Genomic DNA, 16,222 nt, shown 5'->3' with positions numbered 1-16,222 from the left:
GCCGGCCCATCACGGTCACCCGCGCGCCGGCCGCGGTCAGCGCCGCGGCGCAGGCCGCGCCGATGCCCGTGCCGCCGCCCGTCACCAGCGCCTCGAGACCCGTCAGGTCCGTCCGCATCCGCCCTCCGATGCTTCAAGCTTAAAACATCGAAAGCCCGTGGCGCAACCTTGCATTTCCATGGACGCGCCAATCTTTGAAGCCTAAACTATCTGGGACAGGAAGAGGTGCCACCATGCGCATCGCGGTGATCGGCGGCGGCCCGGCCGGGCTCTACTTCGCCATCCTGATGAAGCGCGACATGCCGAGCGCCCGCATCACCGTGGTGGAGCGCAACCGGGCCGACGACACCTTCGGCTTCGGCGTGGTCTTCAGCGACGCGACGCTCGACATCTTCCAGGCCGCGGACGAGCCCTCCTACCGCGCCATCACTGAGAGCTTTGCCTATTGGGACGACATCGAGATCGTCCAGCGCAACGCCGACGGCAGCCTGAAGGCGCCGCCGCATCGCATCGGCGGCAACGGCTTCTGCGGCTGTTCCCGCCGCACGCTGCTTCTGCTGCTGCAAGAGCGCGCACGCAGCCTTGGCGTCGAACTCGAATTCCGGCGGGAGGCGCAGCCGGAGGACTTCCCCGACGCCGACCTGATCGTCGCGGCCGACGGCATCAACTCCCCGATCCGCGAGCGCTGGCGTGACCACTTCAAGCCCGAGGTGGACCTCCGTCCGAACCGCTTCGCCTGGATGGGTTCGACGCGCCCCTTCGACGCCTTCTCCTTCTTCTTCAAGGAAAGGCCGGAGGGCATCTTCATCGCCCATTGCTACCAGTACGAGGCGGGCGCGAGCACCTGGGTACTGGAGACCGACCCCGAGACCTTCGCGCGCGCCGGGCTGGACGGCATGGACGAGGCGGAGAGCGCGCGCTTCCTGGAAGGCGTCTTCGCCGAGGACCTGCAGGGTCACAAGCTGATCATCAACCGCAGCAACTGGCGCCGCTTCCCGGCGATCCGCTGCGGCAGCTGGGTCAAGGACAACATCGTCCTGCTGGGCGACGCCAAGGCGAGCGCGCATTTCTCCATCGGCTCCGGCACCAAGCTCGCCATGGAGGACGCGATTGCGCTGCACCAGGCCTTCATGGCCGGCGGTGACGTCGCGACCTGCCTCCGGCGGTTCGAGACGGCACGGCGCGAGGATGTCGAGAAGACGCAGCACGCTGCGGATGTCAGCCTCGTCTGGTTCGAGCATGTGAAGCGCTTCTGGCACTTCCACCCGACGAAGTTCGCCTTCGGCGTGATGACGCGGTCGAAGGCGATCACCTGGGACAACCTGCAGCTCCGCGCGCCGGAATTCGTCGAAGCGACACGGGAGGTCTTCGCCGCGGAGGCGCGCGCCAACGGCCATGCGGCGAAGGACGGCCGCCCGCCGATGTTCCAACCCTTCGCACTGCGCGGCATGCAGCTTGCGAACCGCGTCGTCGTCTCGCCGATGGACATGTACTCCGCGGAGGACGGGCTGCCCGGCGACTTCCACTTCCAGCACTACACCTCCCGCGCGCTGGGCGGCGCGGGGCTGGTCTTCACCGAGATGACCTGCCCCTCGCCCGAAAGCCGCATCACGCTCGGCTGCACCGGGTTGTGGAACGACGCCCAGCAGGCCGGCTGGACGCGCATCGTCGATTTCGTGCACCGGCACAGCGCGGCGAAGATCTGCCTGCAGCTCGGCCATGCCGGCCGCAAGGGCGCGACCAAGCTGATGTGGGAGGGGATCGACCAGCCTCTGCCCGAGGGCGCCTGGCCGGTGATCTCCGCCAGCCCGACGCCCTACTTCCCGCAGAGCCAGGTCCCGCGCGAGATGACGCGCGCCGACATGGACCAGGTGCGCGAGGACTTCGTCGCGGCCACGCGCCGCGCCATCGCCTGCGGCTTCGACATGCTCGAGCTGCACTGCGCCCACGGCTACCTGCTCGCGTCGTTCCTGTCGCCGCTGACCAATGTCCGGACCGACGAGTACGGCGGCAGCGTCGCGAACCGCCTGCGCTACCCGCTCGAAATCTTCGGCGCCATGCGCGCGGTATGGCCTGCCGACAGGCCGATGTCGGTGCGCATCTCCGCGACCGACTGGAAGGATGGCGGCCTCACGGACGAGGATTGCCTCGCCATCGCGCGCGCCTTCGCAGCCGCCGGCGCCGACCTGATCGACGTCTCGACGGGCCAGACCGTCCACGACGCCGAACCCGTCTATGGCCGCATGTTCCAGGTGCCCTGGTCCGACATGATCCGCAACGAGGCCGGCATCGCGACGATGTGCGTCGGCAACATCACCACCGCCGACCAGGTGAACACCATTCTCGGCGCCGGCCGCGCGGACCTCGTCGCGCTGGCGCGGCCGCACCTGACCAACCCGTTCTTCACGATCCATGCGGCGGCGCAGTACGGCGTGCGGGACATCGCCTGCCCGCCGCAATACCTCTGGGGCAGGGACGCGCTGATGCGCAACGAGGCGCGCAACCAGGCCGATCTGCGCGATCTGAAGCTCAAGGCGCGGCCGAAGAGCCATGCGCCGGAGCGCAAGGACCTGCCGCGCGCCGCGGAGTAGCGCTCAGCCGATCAGCTCGAAGCGGTCCACGTCCACCAGGCCGCGGTCGGTGATCTTCAGGTGCGGGATCACCGGCAGAGCGAGGAACGCGAGCTGGAGGAAGGGCTCCTCCAGCGTCGCGCCGATCTCCCGCGCGGCGGCGCGCAGCGCGACCAGCCGGTCGCGCACCTCCTCGAAGGTACCGAGGCTCATCAGCCCCGCGACCGGCAGCGGGAGTTCAGCCAGGACCTGTCCGCCCGCCGCGACGACGAATCCGCCCTCGATCTCGCCCAGCCGGTTGCAGGCCAGGGCGATGGCGGCGTCGTCGGCGCCGACGGCCACGATGTTGTGGTGGTCGTGGCAGATCGTGCCGGCGATCGCGCCGCGCTGCAGGCCGAAGCCCTTCACGAAGCCGACGGCGCGGTTGCCGTTGCGCCCGTGCCTCTCGACCACCGCGACCTTTAGGATGTCGGCGCCGAGATCGGCCACCGAGGCACCCTCCCGCACCGGCAGCACTGCCTCGAGCCGTTCGGTGATGATGCGGCCAGGGACCACGCCGATCACCGGCGTCGCCGCATTCGGCGCGGGCTTGCGGAAGTCGGCCGCCGTCACGCGCGGCGCGCGGACGCTGCGGCGGGCCACCGGCGGGATCGTCTCGCGTGCCGCAAACGCCGCCTCGTCCACCACCCGCCCGCCCGCCAGGACGAGCTGCGCATGGCAGCCTTCCAGGCTGTCCAGCGCGACGATGTCGGCGCGCCAGCCGGGCGCGATCAGGCCCCTGTCGCGCAGCCCGAAGATGCGCGCCGCCGAATGGCTCGCGGCGCGGTAGACGGCCAAGGGCTCCGCCCCGCGCGCGATCGCGGTCCGGATCATGTGGTCCAGATGCCCATGCTCGGCGATGTCGAGCGGATTGCGGTCGTCGGTGCAGAGCGCGAGGAACGGTGCATGGCGCTCCGTCAGGATCGGCAGCAGCGCCGCGAGGTCCTTCGAGACCGATCCCTGCCGGATCAGCACCGCCATGCCCTTGGAGAGCTTCTCCAGCGCCTCCGCCTCGCTCGTCGTCTCGTGGTCGGTGCGGATGCCCGCGGCGAGGTAGCCGTTGAGGTCCATCCCGCGCAGCAGCGGCGCGTGGCCGTCGATGTGCCGCCCCTGAAAGGCGGCGAGCTTCGCGAGGCACTCCGGGTCCTTCGCCAGCAGCCCCGGATAGTTCATGAACTCCGCGAGCCCGATGACCTTGGGATGGCCCGCGAGCGGCAGCAGGTCCTCGACGGTCAGCCGCGCGCCGGAGGTCTCGAGCGGCGAGGAGGGCACGCAGGAGGAAAGCTGCACGCGGAGGTCCATCACCAGCCGCTCGGCTGCCGCGAGAAAATAGCGGATGCCCTCGACGCCCGCGACATTGGCGATCTCGTGCGGGTCGCAGATCGCGGTGGTGATACCGCGCGGCGTGACGCAGCGGTCAAATTCGAAGGGCGTGATCAGCGAGGATTCGACATGCAGATGCGTGTCGATGAAGCCCGGGACCAGGACGAGGCCAGCCACGTCGATCTCGCGGTACCCGGCGTAGCTGCCGAAGGTGCCGACGATCCGCTCGCCGCAGATCGCGACGTCGGTCGGCACCAGCGCGCCGGTGACGAGGTCGAAGACGCGCCCGCCCTTCAGCACGAGATCGGCCGGCGCCAGGCCGCGGCCCTGGTCGATCACCGCGTTGAGGTCGAGCCCTGCCATGTCAGTCTCCCGGACGAGGCTGGGAGACTACACCGCGCGACCCCTCGGCGCAGCCTTGCCGCGCCGGTCCAGACCGCCGGGCCGAACGGCCCGACGGTCGTCGCAGCGCCTCAGCTGATCCAGGGCGCCTCGCGCCACAGCGAGGCGTATTGCTGCTGGGCGGCGCGCATCCGCGCTTCCCAGACCGGCCCCGGCTCCAGCGTCGGCGCAATGTGCTGCGCCTCGAAGGTCCGCACCGTCGCCGGGTCGGAGCAGGCTTCCTGGATGGCCTCGCGCAGACGCTCGACGATGTGCGCCGGGGTGCCGGCCGGCACGACGAGCCCCCGCTCGGAATACATCTCGAAGTCCAGGCCGAGGCTGCGGAAGGTCGGCACGTCGGGCGCGAAGCGGCTGCGCTCCGCGCCGCCATGGGCAAGAAGACGCAGGCCCCGCGGGTCCGGCATGACCTCGCCGATGGACATGGTGTTCACCATCACCTGGCCGCCCATCAGGTTGGTGCGCTGAATGGGCGCGCCGGTGAAGTGGACCAGCGTGAAGCGCGCGCCGGTCAGGCGCGTGATCATCGCCATCATCAGATGGTCGTCGGTGCCGATGCCGGAGGTGGAGACGGTGATCCCCTCCGGGTCCGCCTTGGCCCGCGCGATCAGGTCGGCGAGGTCGCGGATGGGGCCGTCGGCGCGCACCACGACACCCGTCGGGTCGGTCATGATGTTGCCCAGGAAGGCGAAGCTGTCGAGCGTGTACTGGGCGCGACGCTCCACCGGGACCGTCACGAAGGAGGGCATGTTGGTCAGCCCCAACACCTGCCCGTCCGGGCGGGACCGCGAGACGTAGGTCAGCGCCACCTCGCTCGACGCGCCGGGGCGGTTCACCACGGTGATCGGCTGGCCGAGCCGCGTCTCCAGATGCCGGGCGAAGAGGCGTGCCACGATGTCGGTGCCGCCGCCCGGTGCGAAGCCGACGACGAGTTCGACCGGCCTGTCCGGCCGCCAGGGCGCTGCGAGCGCGGGCGCAGCGAGCGGCGCGGCGAGCACGGTGCCGAGGATCGCGCGACGGGACAGAAGCGACATGGGTTCCCTCCGTGTTGGGGCCGCAGATGTGCGGCGCCAGAACGAAGGAGGGAACGGGCGTTGTGGGGTGGGCCCGGCGAAAGCTGTGCGCCGCTTTACAAGCCGCGCCTGTAAATCTGTGAAGGCTTTACCGCGCGAGCATCCGCTCCGCGGTCGCCACTGCCGCGCTGGTGGGATCGGCGAAGGGCGCGATGACCGTGAAGTGGTCGGCGCCGGGCAGCGCCTCCCATGTCCCGCCCCAGGCCTGCGCCATGTCGCGGCTCTGCCGGATGAATTCGCTGCTCTCGGCGCCGCCGACCAGGCAGTGGATCGGCCGGCCGGGCGAGGGAAGGAGGCGCGGCGAGACGGCGCGCGCCGTCTCCGGCGTGAGGTTCAGCCCTTCGCCGATCGTGGTGGCCAGCAGCGGTTCCAGGTCGAAGACGCCGGAGACGGGGAGCGCGGCATGCACCAGGTCGGCCGGCAGCGCCGGATCCAGCGCCCGCCAGTCGGTCGCGAGCAGCATGGCGGCGAGGTGCCCGCCGGCCGAATGCCCGATCGCCAGCATGCGCTGTCGCCGCCGCGCCCAGAGGAACCGCGCCGCTGCGCGCATCTGGTCCACGATGGTCGCCACCGGCACGGTGGGGCAGAGATCGTAGGAGGGCAGGGCGACCGCGACGCCACGCAGGTTCAGCCCCCGCGCGCAGTGGCTCGCGAAGCTGCGGTCCAGCGCCTTCCAGTAGCCGCCGTGGATGAAGAGCGCGAGCGGCGCGTCGCTGGCCGGTCCGGGATGCAGGATGTCAAGCTTCTCGCGCTCGCCCGGGCCATAGGCGAGGCCGAGCTCCGCGCGCGGGCAGGCTTCGCGCCAGGCGGCGGCGTCGCGCTGCCAGCCCGCGATGTGCTGCGGGTGCTCCGGCACGCGGGCGCGGTTGTTGTATTCCAGCTCGAGGTCCATCGCCGACCCTCCCGGATGCGCATGCAAGCCGGCCGCGGCGGCGCTCGCAAGGCCCGGTTCCACAGCAATCGCCAGTCGGGCAGAAGGAACGGATGAAGGTCTATCTCGCCGGTCCCGACGTGTTCCTGCCCGACCCGCTCGGCATGGCGGCGCGCAAGCGTGCGATCTGCGCCGCGCATGGCCTGACCGGCATCTTCCCTGTGGACAACCACCCGGCGCATCCGGGCACCGGCGACACGCCACTCTGGCTGCACATCTACCGCCGCAACGAGGCGCATATGCGCGACGCGGATGCGGTGATCGCCAACCTCACCCCGTTCCGCGGCCCCTCGGCCGATCCCGGCACGGTCTACGAACTCGGCTTCATGCGGGCGCTCGGCAAGCGGCTCGCGGGCTACAGCAATGCCGCCGCCGGGCTGTTGCCGCGCACCCGCGCCGCGCTCGGCGATGCGGCGTCGCGCGACGCCGAGGGGCGCTGGCGCGATGCGGAGGGCATGGCGCTCGAGGATTTCGGCCTCGGCGACAACCTGATGATCGATGGCGGGCTGCACGAGGCCGGCGGCGTCTTCATCCGCCGCGACGTGCCGGAGGCGGAGCGCTGGACCGACCTCGCGGCCTTCGAGGCCTGCGCGAAGGCGCTCGCGGCGGCGCGCTGACCGTCAGCGCGCCAGCGCGAGCGTGGTGAACCGGGCATTGCCGAGCCCGGTGCCGACCGTCAGCACACCCCAGCGCGGCACCTGGCGCATATGCGGGGCTTCCGAGAGCGCCTGCACCACAGCGTCGTTGTGCATCAGCACCTCGAAGCCGCGCAGCCCTGAGGACAGCGCGGCGGGGAAGCGGAACGCTTCGTTGTGCCAGTCGCCGGGCAGGTTCTCCGCGCCGCGCAGGATGCGCCCCTCGGCATCCGCCACGCCGGGCACGCCCACGCCGACGACGGGCGCGAGATGCAGCCCGGCCGCGCGCGCCTCCTCCACCAGCTCCATCAGCAGCCCGCACAGCCGTGCCACGGCCGCGTCGCGCTCCACCTCCTCCTCCGCGTGCCGCCAGCTTTTGCTGCGCCAGACGCCGGCGGCCGAGAGGTCGGGCGCGACGCCGAGCCGCGGCAGCACCACGCCGCCGCGGAAGGAGGTGCCGCCGAGATCGGCGACGAGCACCGCATCGCCGCCGGCCAGCGCGGCTTCAGGCAGCAGCATGGCCGCGCCGATCAGCCCGGCCTCGTCGGGGTGGTGGCGGATCGGCGTGATGCGCACGGGCGAACCGGCTGTACGCAAGAGGACGGCGGCGCGGCCGATCGCCACCTCCCCGATGCGGGCCGAGCGCAGCCCGCCGCCGACGGCGATCCGCTCCGTCCTCTGCCACTCGGGCAGCGTGAGGAAGCGGCGCGTCACCTCGGCCAGCGTGCGGGCGTAGTCCTCGATCACCCCATGCACGACGCCGGCGGCTTCGGGTGTCCCGTCGGCCAGTGCACGGTCCATCTCCTCCCGGCTCACGCCGTCTGCCGGGTCGTGGCCGAAGGGATCGGGTGCGCCGACGCGGCGCATGCGCTGTCGCCAGCGCTCGAGGATGGCATCGAGCGCGCGGTGGCTCGCCCGGTCGCCGAGCTGCCCGTCGCCTTCCGGCAGGTCGAGGCTGTGCGAGTCGAGACGCAGGCCGCGCAGCACCGTCGCATTGTGGGCAAGTCGGATCGGCCGGTCGGCGTGCATCGCGCGAAGGGGACGCGCCGCATGGCCCCCGGGTTCCGTGTTGACGCGGCGCGCGGCTTCGCCCGACAGAGGCGGCCGGAACGACCGGGAGAGGCCGATGAGCAAGCTGCGTGCGCGCCTGCGGCGCCGTTCGGTCCTGGCCGCGCCGGCGCTGCTGGCCGGCCCGGCCGTCGCCCAGCCCGCGGCGGTGGACCTGCTGCTGGTGCTTGCCGTGGATGCCTCCGGCTCCATCGACGAGGACGAGTTCGCCCTGCAGCGCGAGGGGATCGCGGAGGCGGTGCAGCACCCCGCCGTGCTCTCGGCGATCCGCTCGAAGCCGCGCGGCGCCATCGGCATCGCCATGGTCGAGTGGGGCTCGCCGGGCGGGGCGGAGACGGTGGTGGACTGGATGCGCGTCGCCGACCCGGCCTCGGCCGAGGCGGCGGCCGCCGCCCTGCGGGATGCACCGCGCTCCCGCCAGTCCTGGAACGCTATCGGCGATGCGCTGGTGCTGGCCGGCGCGCTGCTCGCCGCCGCGCCCTGGCGTGCGGCGGAGCGGACCATCGACGTCTCCGGCGACGGGCCGGACATGCGCAGCCTGGTGCCGGCGCCCGCCGCACGCGACGCCCTCGTGGCGCAGGGCGTCGTGGTGAACGGGCTCGCCGTCGAGGTGTCCAGCAACTGGCGCGACGGAAGGCTGGCGGCCCTCTACGAACGCGACGTGATCGGCGGGCCGGGCGCCTTCGTCATGCGGGCCGAGGACCGGCGGGACTTCGCGAGGGCGATGCGGGCGAAGCTGATCCGCGAGATCGCCGGACTGACTTCCACCCAGGGCTGAGGCGTTGCCCAAGGTCGTGGCAGGCCCGCCCGGCATCTGTGCAGCGGCCGGGTCGTTCCGGCCGGGCCCGCCTGTCTTCCTCTTCCCACGGCCTCACGATTCCGCGACAAGACAGGGAACGACGGGGAAGCCGGACTGACCAGGTGAACGAACTCAGCGCGACCCAACCGACCCGCGCCTTCGACGAGATGCAGGACGTGGCCGGCATCCGACCGGCCTATGCCGGGATCGCCGCCTGGATCGACCGACACGGCCTCGCGGCGCTCGCCACCAAGCGGGCCGAGGCGGAGGCGCTGTTCCGCCGCGTCGGCATCACCTTCGCCGTCTACGGCGAAGGCGGCGACCCGGAACGCCTCATCCCCTTCGACGTCATCCCGCGCATCCTGGCGCGCAGCGAATGGGACCGCCTGGCGCGCGGCCTGACGCAGCGGGTGAAGGCGCTGAACGCATTCATCGCCGACGTCTACGGCGCGCAGGAGATGATCCGCGCCGGCCGCGTGCCCGCCGCCCTGGTCAACGAGAACGAGGCCTTCTGCCGCCCGATGGTCGGGATGCGCCCGCCGGCCGGCGTCTTCACCCATATCTCCGGCATCGACCTCGTGCGGACCGGCGCCGACGACTTCTGGGTGCTCGAGGACAATTGCCGCACGCCCTCCGGCGTCTCCTACATGCTGGAGAACCGCGAGGCGATGCTGCGGCTCTTCCCCGGGCTCTGCGCCGACCACCGCCTCGCCCCGGTCGGCCACTATCCGGAGGAGCTGCTGGAGACGCTGAAGGAAGCCGCGCCGCCGAACTGCAAGGGCGCGCCCTGCGTCGCTATCCTAACCCCCGGCCATTTCAACAGCGCCTACTACGAGCACTGCTTCCTGGCCGACGAGATGGGCGTCGAGGTGGTGGAAGGCGCCGACCTCTTCGTGCAGGACGACGTCGTCTACATGCGCACCACCGCCGGGCCGAAGCGCGTGGACGTGCTGTATCGCCGCGTGGACGACGACTACCTCGACCCGCGCGTCTTCAAGCCGGAGAGCATGCTCGGCGTGCCCGGCATCTTCGCCGCCTATTGCGCCGGCAACGTCACGCTGGCCAATGCGCCTGGCGCGGGAATCGCGGACGACAAGGCGATCTACCCCTTCGTGCCGGAGATGATCCGCTTCTACCTGGGCGAGGAGCCGCTGCTGCAGAACGTGCCGACCTATCTCTGCGAGCGCGACGAGGACCGCCGCTACGTGCTGGATCACCTCGGCGAACTCGTGGTGAAGCTCGCGCGGGGCTCGGGCGGCTACGGCATGCTGGTCGGCCCGCACAGCACCGCCGCGCAGCGCGAGGAGTTCGCCGCGCGCATCAAGGCGCGGCCAGGCGACTACATCGCGCAGCCCACCCTCGCGCTCTCCACCGTGCCGACGCTGGCGGAGGCCGGCATCGCCGCGCGCCATGTGGACCTCCGCCCCTATGTCCTGATGGGCAGGGAGGTGCGGATCGTCCCGGGCGGCCTGACGCGCGTCGCGCTGCGGGAAGGCTCGCTCGTCGTGAACTCGTCGCAGGGCGGCGGCACGAAGGACACCTGGGTCGTCGAGGACCGCCCGGTGTCGTCGCAGTCGCAGCGCCAGGGCTGAACCGCATGCTCTCGCGCACCGCCGACAGCCTCTACTGGGTAGGCCGCTACACCGAGCGCGCCGGCAACATCGCACGCGGCATGCAGGTGGCGCTGCGCATGCAAGGCCTCGCCGGCAGCCTGGGCCGCGACCGCGACGAATGGCGCGCGCTGCTTGTCTCGGCCGGCGCCGAGCCCGGCTTCCGCGCCACCGGCAAGGAGGTCACGCCGGACGCGGTGATCGGCTGGCTGGCGCTGGATCCTGCCAACCCGTCCTCCATCGCCAACTGCATCGAGGCCGCGCGGCGCAACGGCCGCGCCGTGCGCACCGCGCTGACCGTCGACATGTGGGAGGCGCTGAACGACACCTGGCGCGAGATGCGCGCCCGCGCTGCGAGCGCGACGGACGCCGATGCGCTGCCCGGCTTCCTCGACTGGGTGCGCGCGCGGACGCTGCTGTTCAACGGTGCCGCGGCCGACACCATGCTGCGCGACGAGGGCTGGCTGTTCGTGCATCTCGGCGTGATGCTGGAGCGCGCCGACAACACCGCGCGGCTGCTCGATTCAAAGCATCGCGCGCTGAGCGGGCCGGGCGCGGAAGGCGCGGTCGCCTATGCCGAATGGCAGGCGCTGCTGCGTTCCGTCTCCGCGCTCCGCGCCTTCCAGCATGTCTATCACACGCGGCTCGACCCCCGTCTGGTCGTCGAGCTGATGCTGTTCCGCGAGGAGTTGCCGCGGTCGCTGATCTCCTGCCATGCCCGCGTGCTGAACGCGCTGGAGCGGATCGCGGAGCGCACCGGTGGGCGCCGCGGCGACCCGCAGCGCATCGCGGCCGAGATCACCGACGACCTGTCGAAGGGCCGTGTCGAGGCGGTGATGGCGGGGGGCCTGCATGACTGGCTGACCGCCCAGATCGACCGCAACATCGAGCTCGGCAACGCGATCCAGGCGCTCTACCTCGACGGGTAGGCAACCGTTTCTCCCGCCCCCGTTTACGGGGGAGGATCGGGGTGGGGGGCGTGAGGCGACGCGTCCTGATCCACCAACCCCCACCCTAACCCTCCCCCGCAAGCGGGGGAGGGACGCCATCGCTACTCCAGCACCTCGGCCGGCGCTTCGTAGTCGGTCTCGTAGAGGTGCACGCTCTGCGCCTTGCCCGGCTTCCAGTCCGGATCGTCCCAGGCCGCCATCTTGCCGGGATTGAGCAGCCCCTTCGGATCGGCCAGCCGCTTGAAGTCCAGCTGCTCCTGGTCCACGCGCTTCATCCCGCCATCCTCGAGCGTATAGGTGTGCGGGTTGAAGATCGGCGCGCCGGCCTCCTCGTGCAGGCGGATGATCTCGGCCAGGCGCTCCTCGGTCGTGAAGCGCACCACCTGCAGGCCGAAGGCGCAGACCGTGCCGCCGAAGCGCACGAATTCCAGGTGCAGCAGCACCTCCTCGCCGAACATCCGCTCGAGCTTCGCGATCAGCTCGAGGTGGTTCGGCGCCGGGAACAGCGTCTGGAGATAGGTGATCGACTTGTCGGTCTTCAGCACCTGCAGCGTGGTGTGGTTCCAGCTGTGCTCGTAGAGCGGCACCTCCGCCGCGTCCGAGTTCTCACGCAGGATCTCCGTCCCGCCATGGGAGGCGATGATCGGCGCGAGGATCTCGAGGAAGGGCGGCGCCACCATCAGGCAGGCGACGGAATGGCCGGCCGGCACCTTCGCGCCCCAGGCCTTGAAATGCTGCTGCGGGATCGGCGCCGGTACCACGCAGGCGAGCTTCTTCACCACCCCGTCCATGCGGCAGAAGCTGTCCGCGAAGCGCGCGGCGCCCATCAGCGTCGGGAAGGCAACGACCACGTCCACCCAGTCCCAGGCGGGCGCGAGCGGCATCTCGAGCTCGGTGATGATGCCGTTGGTGCCGTAGGCGTGGTTCGCCTTCTGGATGTCCGCCCCGCGCAGCTCCATCACCTGCGGCTCGGCCTCCATCGTCATCACCTTGAGGCCGAGGATGTTCCCGGGCTCCCGCAGGATGCCGTAGGTCGTGCTGCCGATGCCGGAGGAGCCGCCGGCGATGAAGCCACCGAGCGTCGCGGTGCGCCGCGTCGAGGGGTGGAAGCGCAGCTCGCCCCCGACCTCGCGCTTGAGGTAGGCATCGAGCTCGATCAGCTTCGCGCCGGCTTCCGCCCGCACCGCGCCGGGCTTGGCCCAGAGCACGCGGTTGAACTCCGTCATCTCCAGCACGATGCCGCCGCGCAGCGGCATCGCCTGGCCGTAATTGCCGGTGCCGGCACCGCGCGGCGTGACCGGCACGCCCTGCGCATGCGCTGCCGCGAGCAGCGCGCGCAGCTCGGCCTCGTTGCGCGGCGTCACCACCGCCTCACCCGTCACCTTGTTGAGCTGGCGCTTGAGCACGGGCGAGTACCAGAAGAAGTCGCGCGACTTCTGCCGCACCAGCGCGGGATCGGTGGTCCAGGCGAGGCCCGGCAGGGCCTCCATCACCGCGGCGACGCTCATGCCGCATGCTCCTCGATGGTGAAATCGCGCATCTTGCCGGGATTGAGCAGGCCCAACGGATCGGCCATGCGCTTGAAGCCGAGCTGGTCGCCCGGCACGCGGCGGTAGCCGCTGCCTTCCTCGATCGTCAGCACATGCGGGTTGGCGATGCCGATGCCGGCCGCCTCGAAGGCGCGGATGATCTCGTAGAGCCGCTCCGCGCTCCGCCAGCGGATCACCGGCAGCGCGGACATGGTGGTGCGGCCGCCGAAGCGGACGCATTCGGTGTGCATCCAGACCTCGTCGCGGAAGGGGATGCGCACCGCCTCCACGGCCTTCAGCGTGTCCTCGAAGGGGAAGCGGCATTGCAGGTAGCTGACGCCGCGATCCTTCTTCAGCACCTGCAGCGTCGTGTGGTTCCAGCAGTATTCGTAGAAGGGCGTCGCATCCGGATCGCGCTCGGCGGCCACCGCATCCTGTTCCGCGACGATGCGCCCGCCATGCTCGGCGGCCAGTTCGGCCAGCGCGCCGAGGCCCGCCGGCGTGACCATCGCCAGCACCAGCGCATGGCCGGCTGGCACCGCATCCGCCAGCCCCTTGAAGAAGGGCGGCAGCTGGCTGTCGAAGACGCCGCACATCTTCTTCGGGATGCCGTCCGAGAAGGCGAGGTCGAGCGCGAAGCGGCTTGCCGGCACGAAGTCCGGGAAGGCGATGGCGACGTCGCGCCAGGCCTGCGCCGGCGCGAGCGGCACGCGGATGCGCGTCAGCACGCCCGTGGTCCCATAGGTGCGGTTCACCGGGTTCGCAGCGAGGCCTTCCAGGTCCAGCACCCGCGGCGGGTCCTGCATCGTCGCGACGCGCGCCCCGATCAGGTTGCCGCGCTCACGCATCGTCCCATGCGCGATGCCGCCGACGCCGGCGCCGCCGCCGGCGACGAAGCCGCCGATCGTCGCGGTGCGCTTGGTAGAGGGCCAGAGCTTCAGCTCCCAGCCCCGCTCGCGGCACCAGAGGTCGAGGTCGATCATCTTCGCCCCGGCCTCGACCTCCACCACGCCGTCCTTCAGCGCGATGGGCGCCGACATCGCCGTCATGTCGAGCAGCACGCCGCCCTCGAGCGGCACGCATTGCCCGTAATTGCCCGTCCCGCCGCCACGCACAGTCACCGGCACGCGCCGCGCGCGGCAGGCCGCCAGGACGCGCAGCACCTCGGTCTCGTCCTTCGGGCGCGCGATCAGCTCGGCCGACTTGCCGTCGAGCTGCGCCTTCAGGATGGGGCTGTACCAGTAGAAGTCGCGGCTCTTCTGCTTGAGCAGTGCGCGGTCGGTCGAGAGCTCGATCCCGTCGAGCTCGGCGGCGAGGTCGGCGACGTCAGACATGCGCATCGGGCTCGTTCGCCAGCCAGGCCTCCACATCGAAGGCAGCCACCTGCTGCCACAGCTCCGCCATGCGGGCGGCGGCGAAGTCGAGGATCCCCTCGCCCTGCGCGGCGGTGGCGGCGGAGGCGTCGCCCACCGCGCCCGCCGGGCTCAGGTCCTGGGCCTGCCAGGCGAGCGGCGCCCCGGCGGGCGGCGCAAGCCTTGGCGCGACATTCGCTGCGCCCTGCCAGCGGCTGACGAAGTTCCGCGCCTTCGCCATGTCCACCAGATGCGGCGTCAGCGCGAGCATCACGGAGGTCTCGTCGCGCCCGGCATGGATGCCGTAGGTGCTCTCCACCGGGTCGCGCTGGCTCTCCGGCTTGCCCATCCGTGCCCACATCGCGTTGACGCAGAGGATGTTGGACTGGATGCGGATGCGTCGCGCCGCGATGTCGAGCGCCGCGACGTTCCCGCCATGGCTGTTGACGATCACCAGCCGCTTCACCCCGGCCCGCGCCACCGAAGCGCCGATATCCGTCACCAGCGCGATCAGCGTCTCCGCGCTGGTGGTGATCGTACCCGGGTAGCGCAGATGCTCGACCGACAGCGCCACCGCCTGCGTCGGCAGCACCAGCACCGGCAGCTCGGGCGGGATGACCTTCAGTGTGCGCCCGACGACGCCGCCATTGATGGTCGTGTCCACCGAGACCGGCAGATGCGGCCCGTGCTGCTCGATGCTCGCCACCGGCAGGACCGCCAGCGTGTTGGCCGGCAGCGTGCGGAAGGCCGGCCAGGGAAGGTCCTGCCAGTAGCGGGTCGGGAGCGCCATGCGGGCCCTCTGCGGTCAGGCCAGGCGCAACTCGCTGGCCGGGGGGAGATAGGAGGTGTCGTAGATATCGGAAGCCGCCAGCGCGCGCGAGATGCCGAAGGCCTCCCGCACCGAGTCCACGCTGCGCTGGAGGCGTGCCATGTCCACCCGGCCGAAGCCGTTCTGCCGGACATGCGGCGTGAAGGTCAGCTGCTCCAGCGCCATGCGCAGCCGCGCCGTCTCAAGCGCCACATCCGTCAGCGGCTCGCGCCGGCGGAGATTGACGATCGCCGCCTCTGGATCGGCCAGGCAGTCGTATTGCGCCCGGATCAGTCCGCGGATCAGCCCGGTCACGGCGCGCGGATTGGCCTGCGCCCAGCGCCGCGTGGTGATCAGCGAGGTGGCGTAGAAATCCGCCCCCACGTCGCTGTATCGGAAGGTCACGATGTCCTGCTCCGGCACGCCGAGCCCGCGGATCGAGAAGATGCCGGAGGTGATGAAGCCGGTGATCGCCTGCGCCTGGCCGCGCACCAGCATCGTCTCGCGCAGCTGCGGCGTCACGGTCTGCCAGCGGATGGTGGAGGCGTCGATGCCGGCGGCGCGCGCGAAGGCGGGGAAGAGCTGGCGCCCGGCATCCGTCTCCGGCGAGGCGAGCAGCTTGCCCTGGAGGTCGGCCGGCGTGCGGATGTTCTCCCGCCGCAGCGTCATCACCGCGAGCGCGGTGGAATCATAGACCAGGAAGGGGGTGAAGAGGTCGCTCTCCGGCCGCTCCAGCCGCATGCGGATGGTCGGGTTGATGTCGGCCACGCCGACATCATAGGCGCCGGCGCTGATCTTCACCGGCACGTCGCCGGAGCCGAAGCCGCGGTCCATCGTCACGTTCAGCCCGGCCTCGCGGAAATAGCCGCGGTCGAGCGCGAGCAGGAAGGCCGCCTGCGGCCCCTGGAAGGACCAGTCCAGCGTGAAGCGGACATCGAGCAGTTGTTGCGCCTGCACGGCGGGCGCGGCGAGGCTGGCGGTGGCGGCTCCAAACAGGGCGAGGGCGTCGCGGCGGCGCATGATCTGTCTCCGGGGTGAAACTTGGCCCGGGATTAGCAAGGCGCGGACCAGCCTGCGGCGGCCGCGTCGCGGAATGGCGCCGCTCGGGTCGCACAAGGATTCGGCAGATTGCCGGA

13 protein-coding genes are annotated in these 16,222 nt (G+C 71.2%); 5 read left to right on the top strand and 8 right to left on the bottom strand.

Annotation, left to right across the window (positions count from 1 at the left end):
• The first annotated feature begins 233 nt into the window (after positions 1 to 233).
• A complete protein-coding gene (locus L2I40_RS01560; RefSeq protein ID WP_237213096.1) occupies positions 234 to 2,591 on the top strand; it encodes a bifunctional salicylyl-CoA 5-hydroxylase/oxidoreductase in 2,358 nt (785 codons plus the stop codon).
• Between the two features lie 3 nt (positions 2,592 to 2,594).
• Here the strand turns inward: L2I40_RS01560 and ade are convergent, their stop codons facing one another.
• The 3 genes from ade to L2I40_RS01545 form a co-directional block, all read right to left on the bottom strand.
• Complete coding sequence (gene ade / locus L2I40_RS01555) at positions 2,595 to 4,295, bottom strand: adenine deaminase (RefSeq protein WP_237213095.1); 1,701 nt, start codon at positions 4,293 to 4,295, stop codon at positions 2,595 to 2,597.
• Positions 4,296 to 4,405: 110 nt separating this feature from the next.
• Entirely contained in the window at positions 4,406 to 5,365 is a 960-nt protein-coding gene (locus L2I40_RS01550) for a tripartite tricarboxylate transporter substrate binding protein (RefSeq protein WP_237213094.1), read from the bottom strand.
• Positions 5,366 to 5,492: 127 nt separating this feature from the next.
• Positions 5,493 to 6,296 carry an alpha/beta hydrolase gene (locus tag L2I40_RS01545; RefSeq protein ID WP_237213093.1) on the bottom strand — a complete coding sequence of 268 codons (804 nt, stop codon included), beginning with the start codon at positions 6,294 to 6,296 and terminating at the stop codon, positions 5,493 to 5,495.
• Between the two features lie 92 nt (positions 6,297 to 6,388).
• Between L2I40_RS01545 and L2I40_RS01540 the strand changes: the two genes are divergently transcribed.
• Positions 6,389 to 6,952 carry a nucleoside 2-deoxyribosyltransferase gene (locus L2I40_RS01540; protein ID WP_237213092.1) on the top strand — a complete coding sequence of 188 codons (564 nt, stop codon included), beginning with the start codon at positions 6,389 to 6,391 and terminating at the stop codon, positions 6,950 to 6,952.
• A gap of 3 nt (positions 6,953 to 6,955) precedes the next feature.
• Here L2I40_RS01540 and L2I40_RS01535 read toward each other — a convergent pair whose 3' ends face one another.
• The gene (locus L2I40_RS01535) at positions 6,956 to 7,999 is read right to left on the bottom strand and encodes a hypothetical protein (protein WP_237213091.1); all 1,044 of its coding nucleotides are present in this window, start codon (positions 7,997 to 7,999) and stop codon (positions 6,956 to 6,958) included.
• Positions 8,000 to 8,096: 97 nt separating this feature from the next.
• Between L2I40_RS01535 and L2I40_RS01530 the strand changes: the two genes are divergently transcribed.
• The 3 genes from L2I40_RS01530 (at position 8,097) to L2I40_RS01520 (ending at position 11,376) form a co-directional block, all read left to right on the top strand.
• Positions 8,097 to 8,816, top strand: a complete 720-nt coding sequence (locus tag L2I40_RS01530) for a DUF1194 domain-containing protein (RefSeq protein ID WP_237213090.1) — start codon at positions 8,097 to 8,099, stop codon at positions 8,814 to 8,816.
• 143 nt (positions 8,817 to 8,959) lie between these two features.
• Positions 8,960 to 10,429, top strand: coding sequence for a circularly permuted type 2 ATP-grasp protein (locus L2I40_RS01525; protein WP_456305721.1), 1,470 nt, complete (start codon positions 8,960 to 8,962; stop codon positions 10,427 to 10,429).
• 5 nt (positions 10,430 to 10,434) lie between these two features.
• On the top strand, positions 10,435 to 11,376 hold the full coding sequence (locus L2I40_RS01520) for an alpha-E domain-containing protein (protein ID WP_237213089.1): 942 nt from the start codon (positions 10,435 to 10,437) through the stop codon (positions 11,374 to 11,376).
• A gap of 122 nt (positions 11,377 to 11,498) precedes the next feature.
• Here L2I40_RS01520 and L2I40_RS01515 read toward each other — a convergent pair whose 3' ends face one another.
• From L2I40_RS01515 to L2I40_RS01500, 4 genes are read right to left on the bottom strand one after another with little or no spacing between them, the layout of a single operon-like run.
• Entirely contained in the window at positions 11,499 to 12,905 is a 1,407-nt protein-coding gene (locus tag L2I40_RS01515; RefSeq protein ID WP_237213088.1) for an FAD-binding oxidoreductase, read from the bottom strand.
• Positions 12,902 to 14,260, bottom strand: a complete 1,359-nt coding sequence (locus L2I40_RS01510; RefSeq protein ID WP_237213087.1) for an FAD-binding oxidoreductase — start codon at positions 14,258 to 14,260, stop codon at positions 12,902 to 12,904. Before L2I40_RS01510 ends, L2I40_RS01515 begins: the two co-directional genes overlap by 4 nt.
• Entirely contained in the window at positions 14,253 to 15,068 is an 816-nt protein-coding gene (locus tag L2I40_RS01505) for a creatininase family protein (protein ID WP_237213086.1), read from the bottom strand. The genes L2I40_RS01510 and L2I40_RS01505 overlap by 8 nt, the downstream gene beginning before the upstream one ends.
• A gap of 15 nt (positions 15,069 to 15,083) precedes the next feature.
• Complete coding sequence (locus L2I40_RS01500) at positions 15,084 to 16,106, bottom strand: ABC transporter substrate-binding protein (RefSeq protein WP_237213085.1); 1,023 nt, start codon at positions 16,104 to 16,106, stop codon at positions 15,084 to 15,086.
• Positions 16,107 to 16,222: the final 116 nt, after the last annotated feature.

It is taken from the genome of Falsiroseomonas oryziterrae (genome assembly GCF_021864505.1).
GTDB lineage: Bacteria > Pseudomonadota > Alphaproteobacteria > Acetobacterales > Acetobacteraceae > Falsiroseomonas > Falsiroseomonas oryziterrae.
The sequence above is the reverse complement of the archived record's forward strand: the minus strand, read 5'-3'. Positions and strand labels throughout refer to the sequence as shown.

Bases quoted from the DNA above. Each gene is read 5' to 3' on its own strand.
- L2I40_RS01530 (WP_237213090.1), top strand. From the start codon at position 8,097: ATGAGCAAGCTGCGTGCGCGCCTGCGGCGCCGTTCGGTCCTGGCCGCG.
- L2I40_RS01560 (WP_237213096.1), top strand. From the start codon at position 234: ATGCGCATCGCGGTGATCGGCGGCGGCCCGGCCGGGCTCTACTTCGCC.
- L2I40_RS01520 (WP_237213089.1), top strand. From the start codon at position 10,435: ATGCTCTCGCGCACCGCCGACAGCCTCTACTGGGTAGGCCGCTACACC.
- ade (WP_237213095.1), bottom strand. From the start codon at position 4,295: ATGGCAGGGCTCGACCTCAACGCGGTGATCGACCAGGGCCGCGGCCTG.
- L2I40_RS01505 (WP_237213086.1), bottom strand. From the start codon at position 15,068: ATGGCGCTCCCGACCCGCTACTGGCAGGACCTTCCCTGGCCGGCCTTC.
- L2I40_RS01540 (WP_237213092.1), top strand. From the start codon at position 6,389: ATGAAGGTCTATCTCGCCGGTCCCGACGTGTTCCTGCCCGACCCGCTC.
- L2I40_RS01510 (WP_237213087.1), bottom strand. From the start codon at position 14,260: ATGTCTGACGTCGCCGACCTCGCCGCCGAGCTCGACGGGATCGAGCTC.
- L2I40_RS01535 (WP_237213091.1), bottom strand. From the start codon at position 7,999: ATGCACGCCGACCGGCCGATCCGACTTGCCCACAATGCGACGGTGCTG.
- L2I40_RS01550 (WP_237213094.1), bottom strand. From the start codon at position 5,365: ATGTCGCTTCTGTCCCGTCGCGCGATCCTCGGCACCGTGCTCGCCGCG.
- L2I40_RS01515 (WP_237213088.1), bottom strand. From the start codon at position 12,905: ATGAGCGTCGCCGCGGTGATGGAGGCCCTGCCGGGCCTCGCCTGGACC.
- L2I40_RS01500 (WP_237213085.1), bottom strand. From the start codon at position 16,106: ATGCGCCGCCGCGACGCCCTCGCCCTGTTTGGAGCCGCCACCGCCAGC.
- L2I40_RS01545 (WP_237213093.1), bottom strand. From the start codon at position 6,296: ATGGACCTCGAGCTGGAATACAACAACCGCGCCCGCGTGCCGGAGCAC.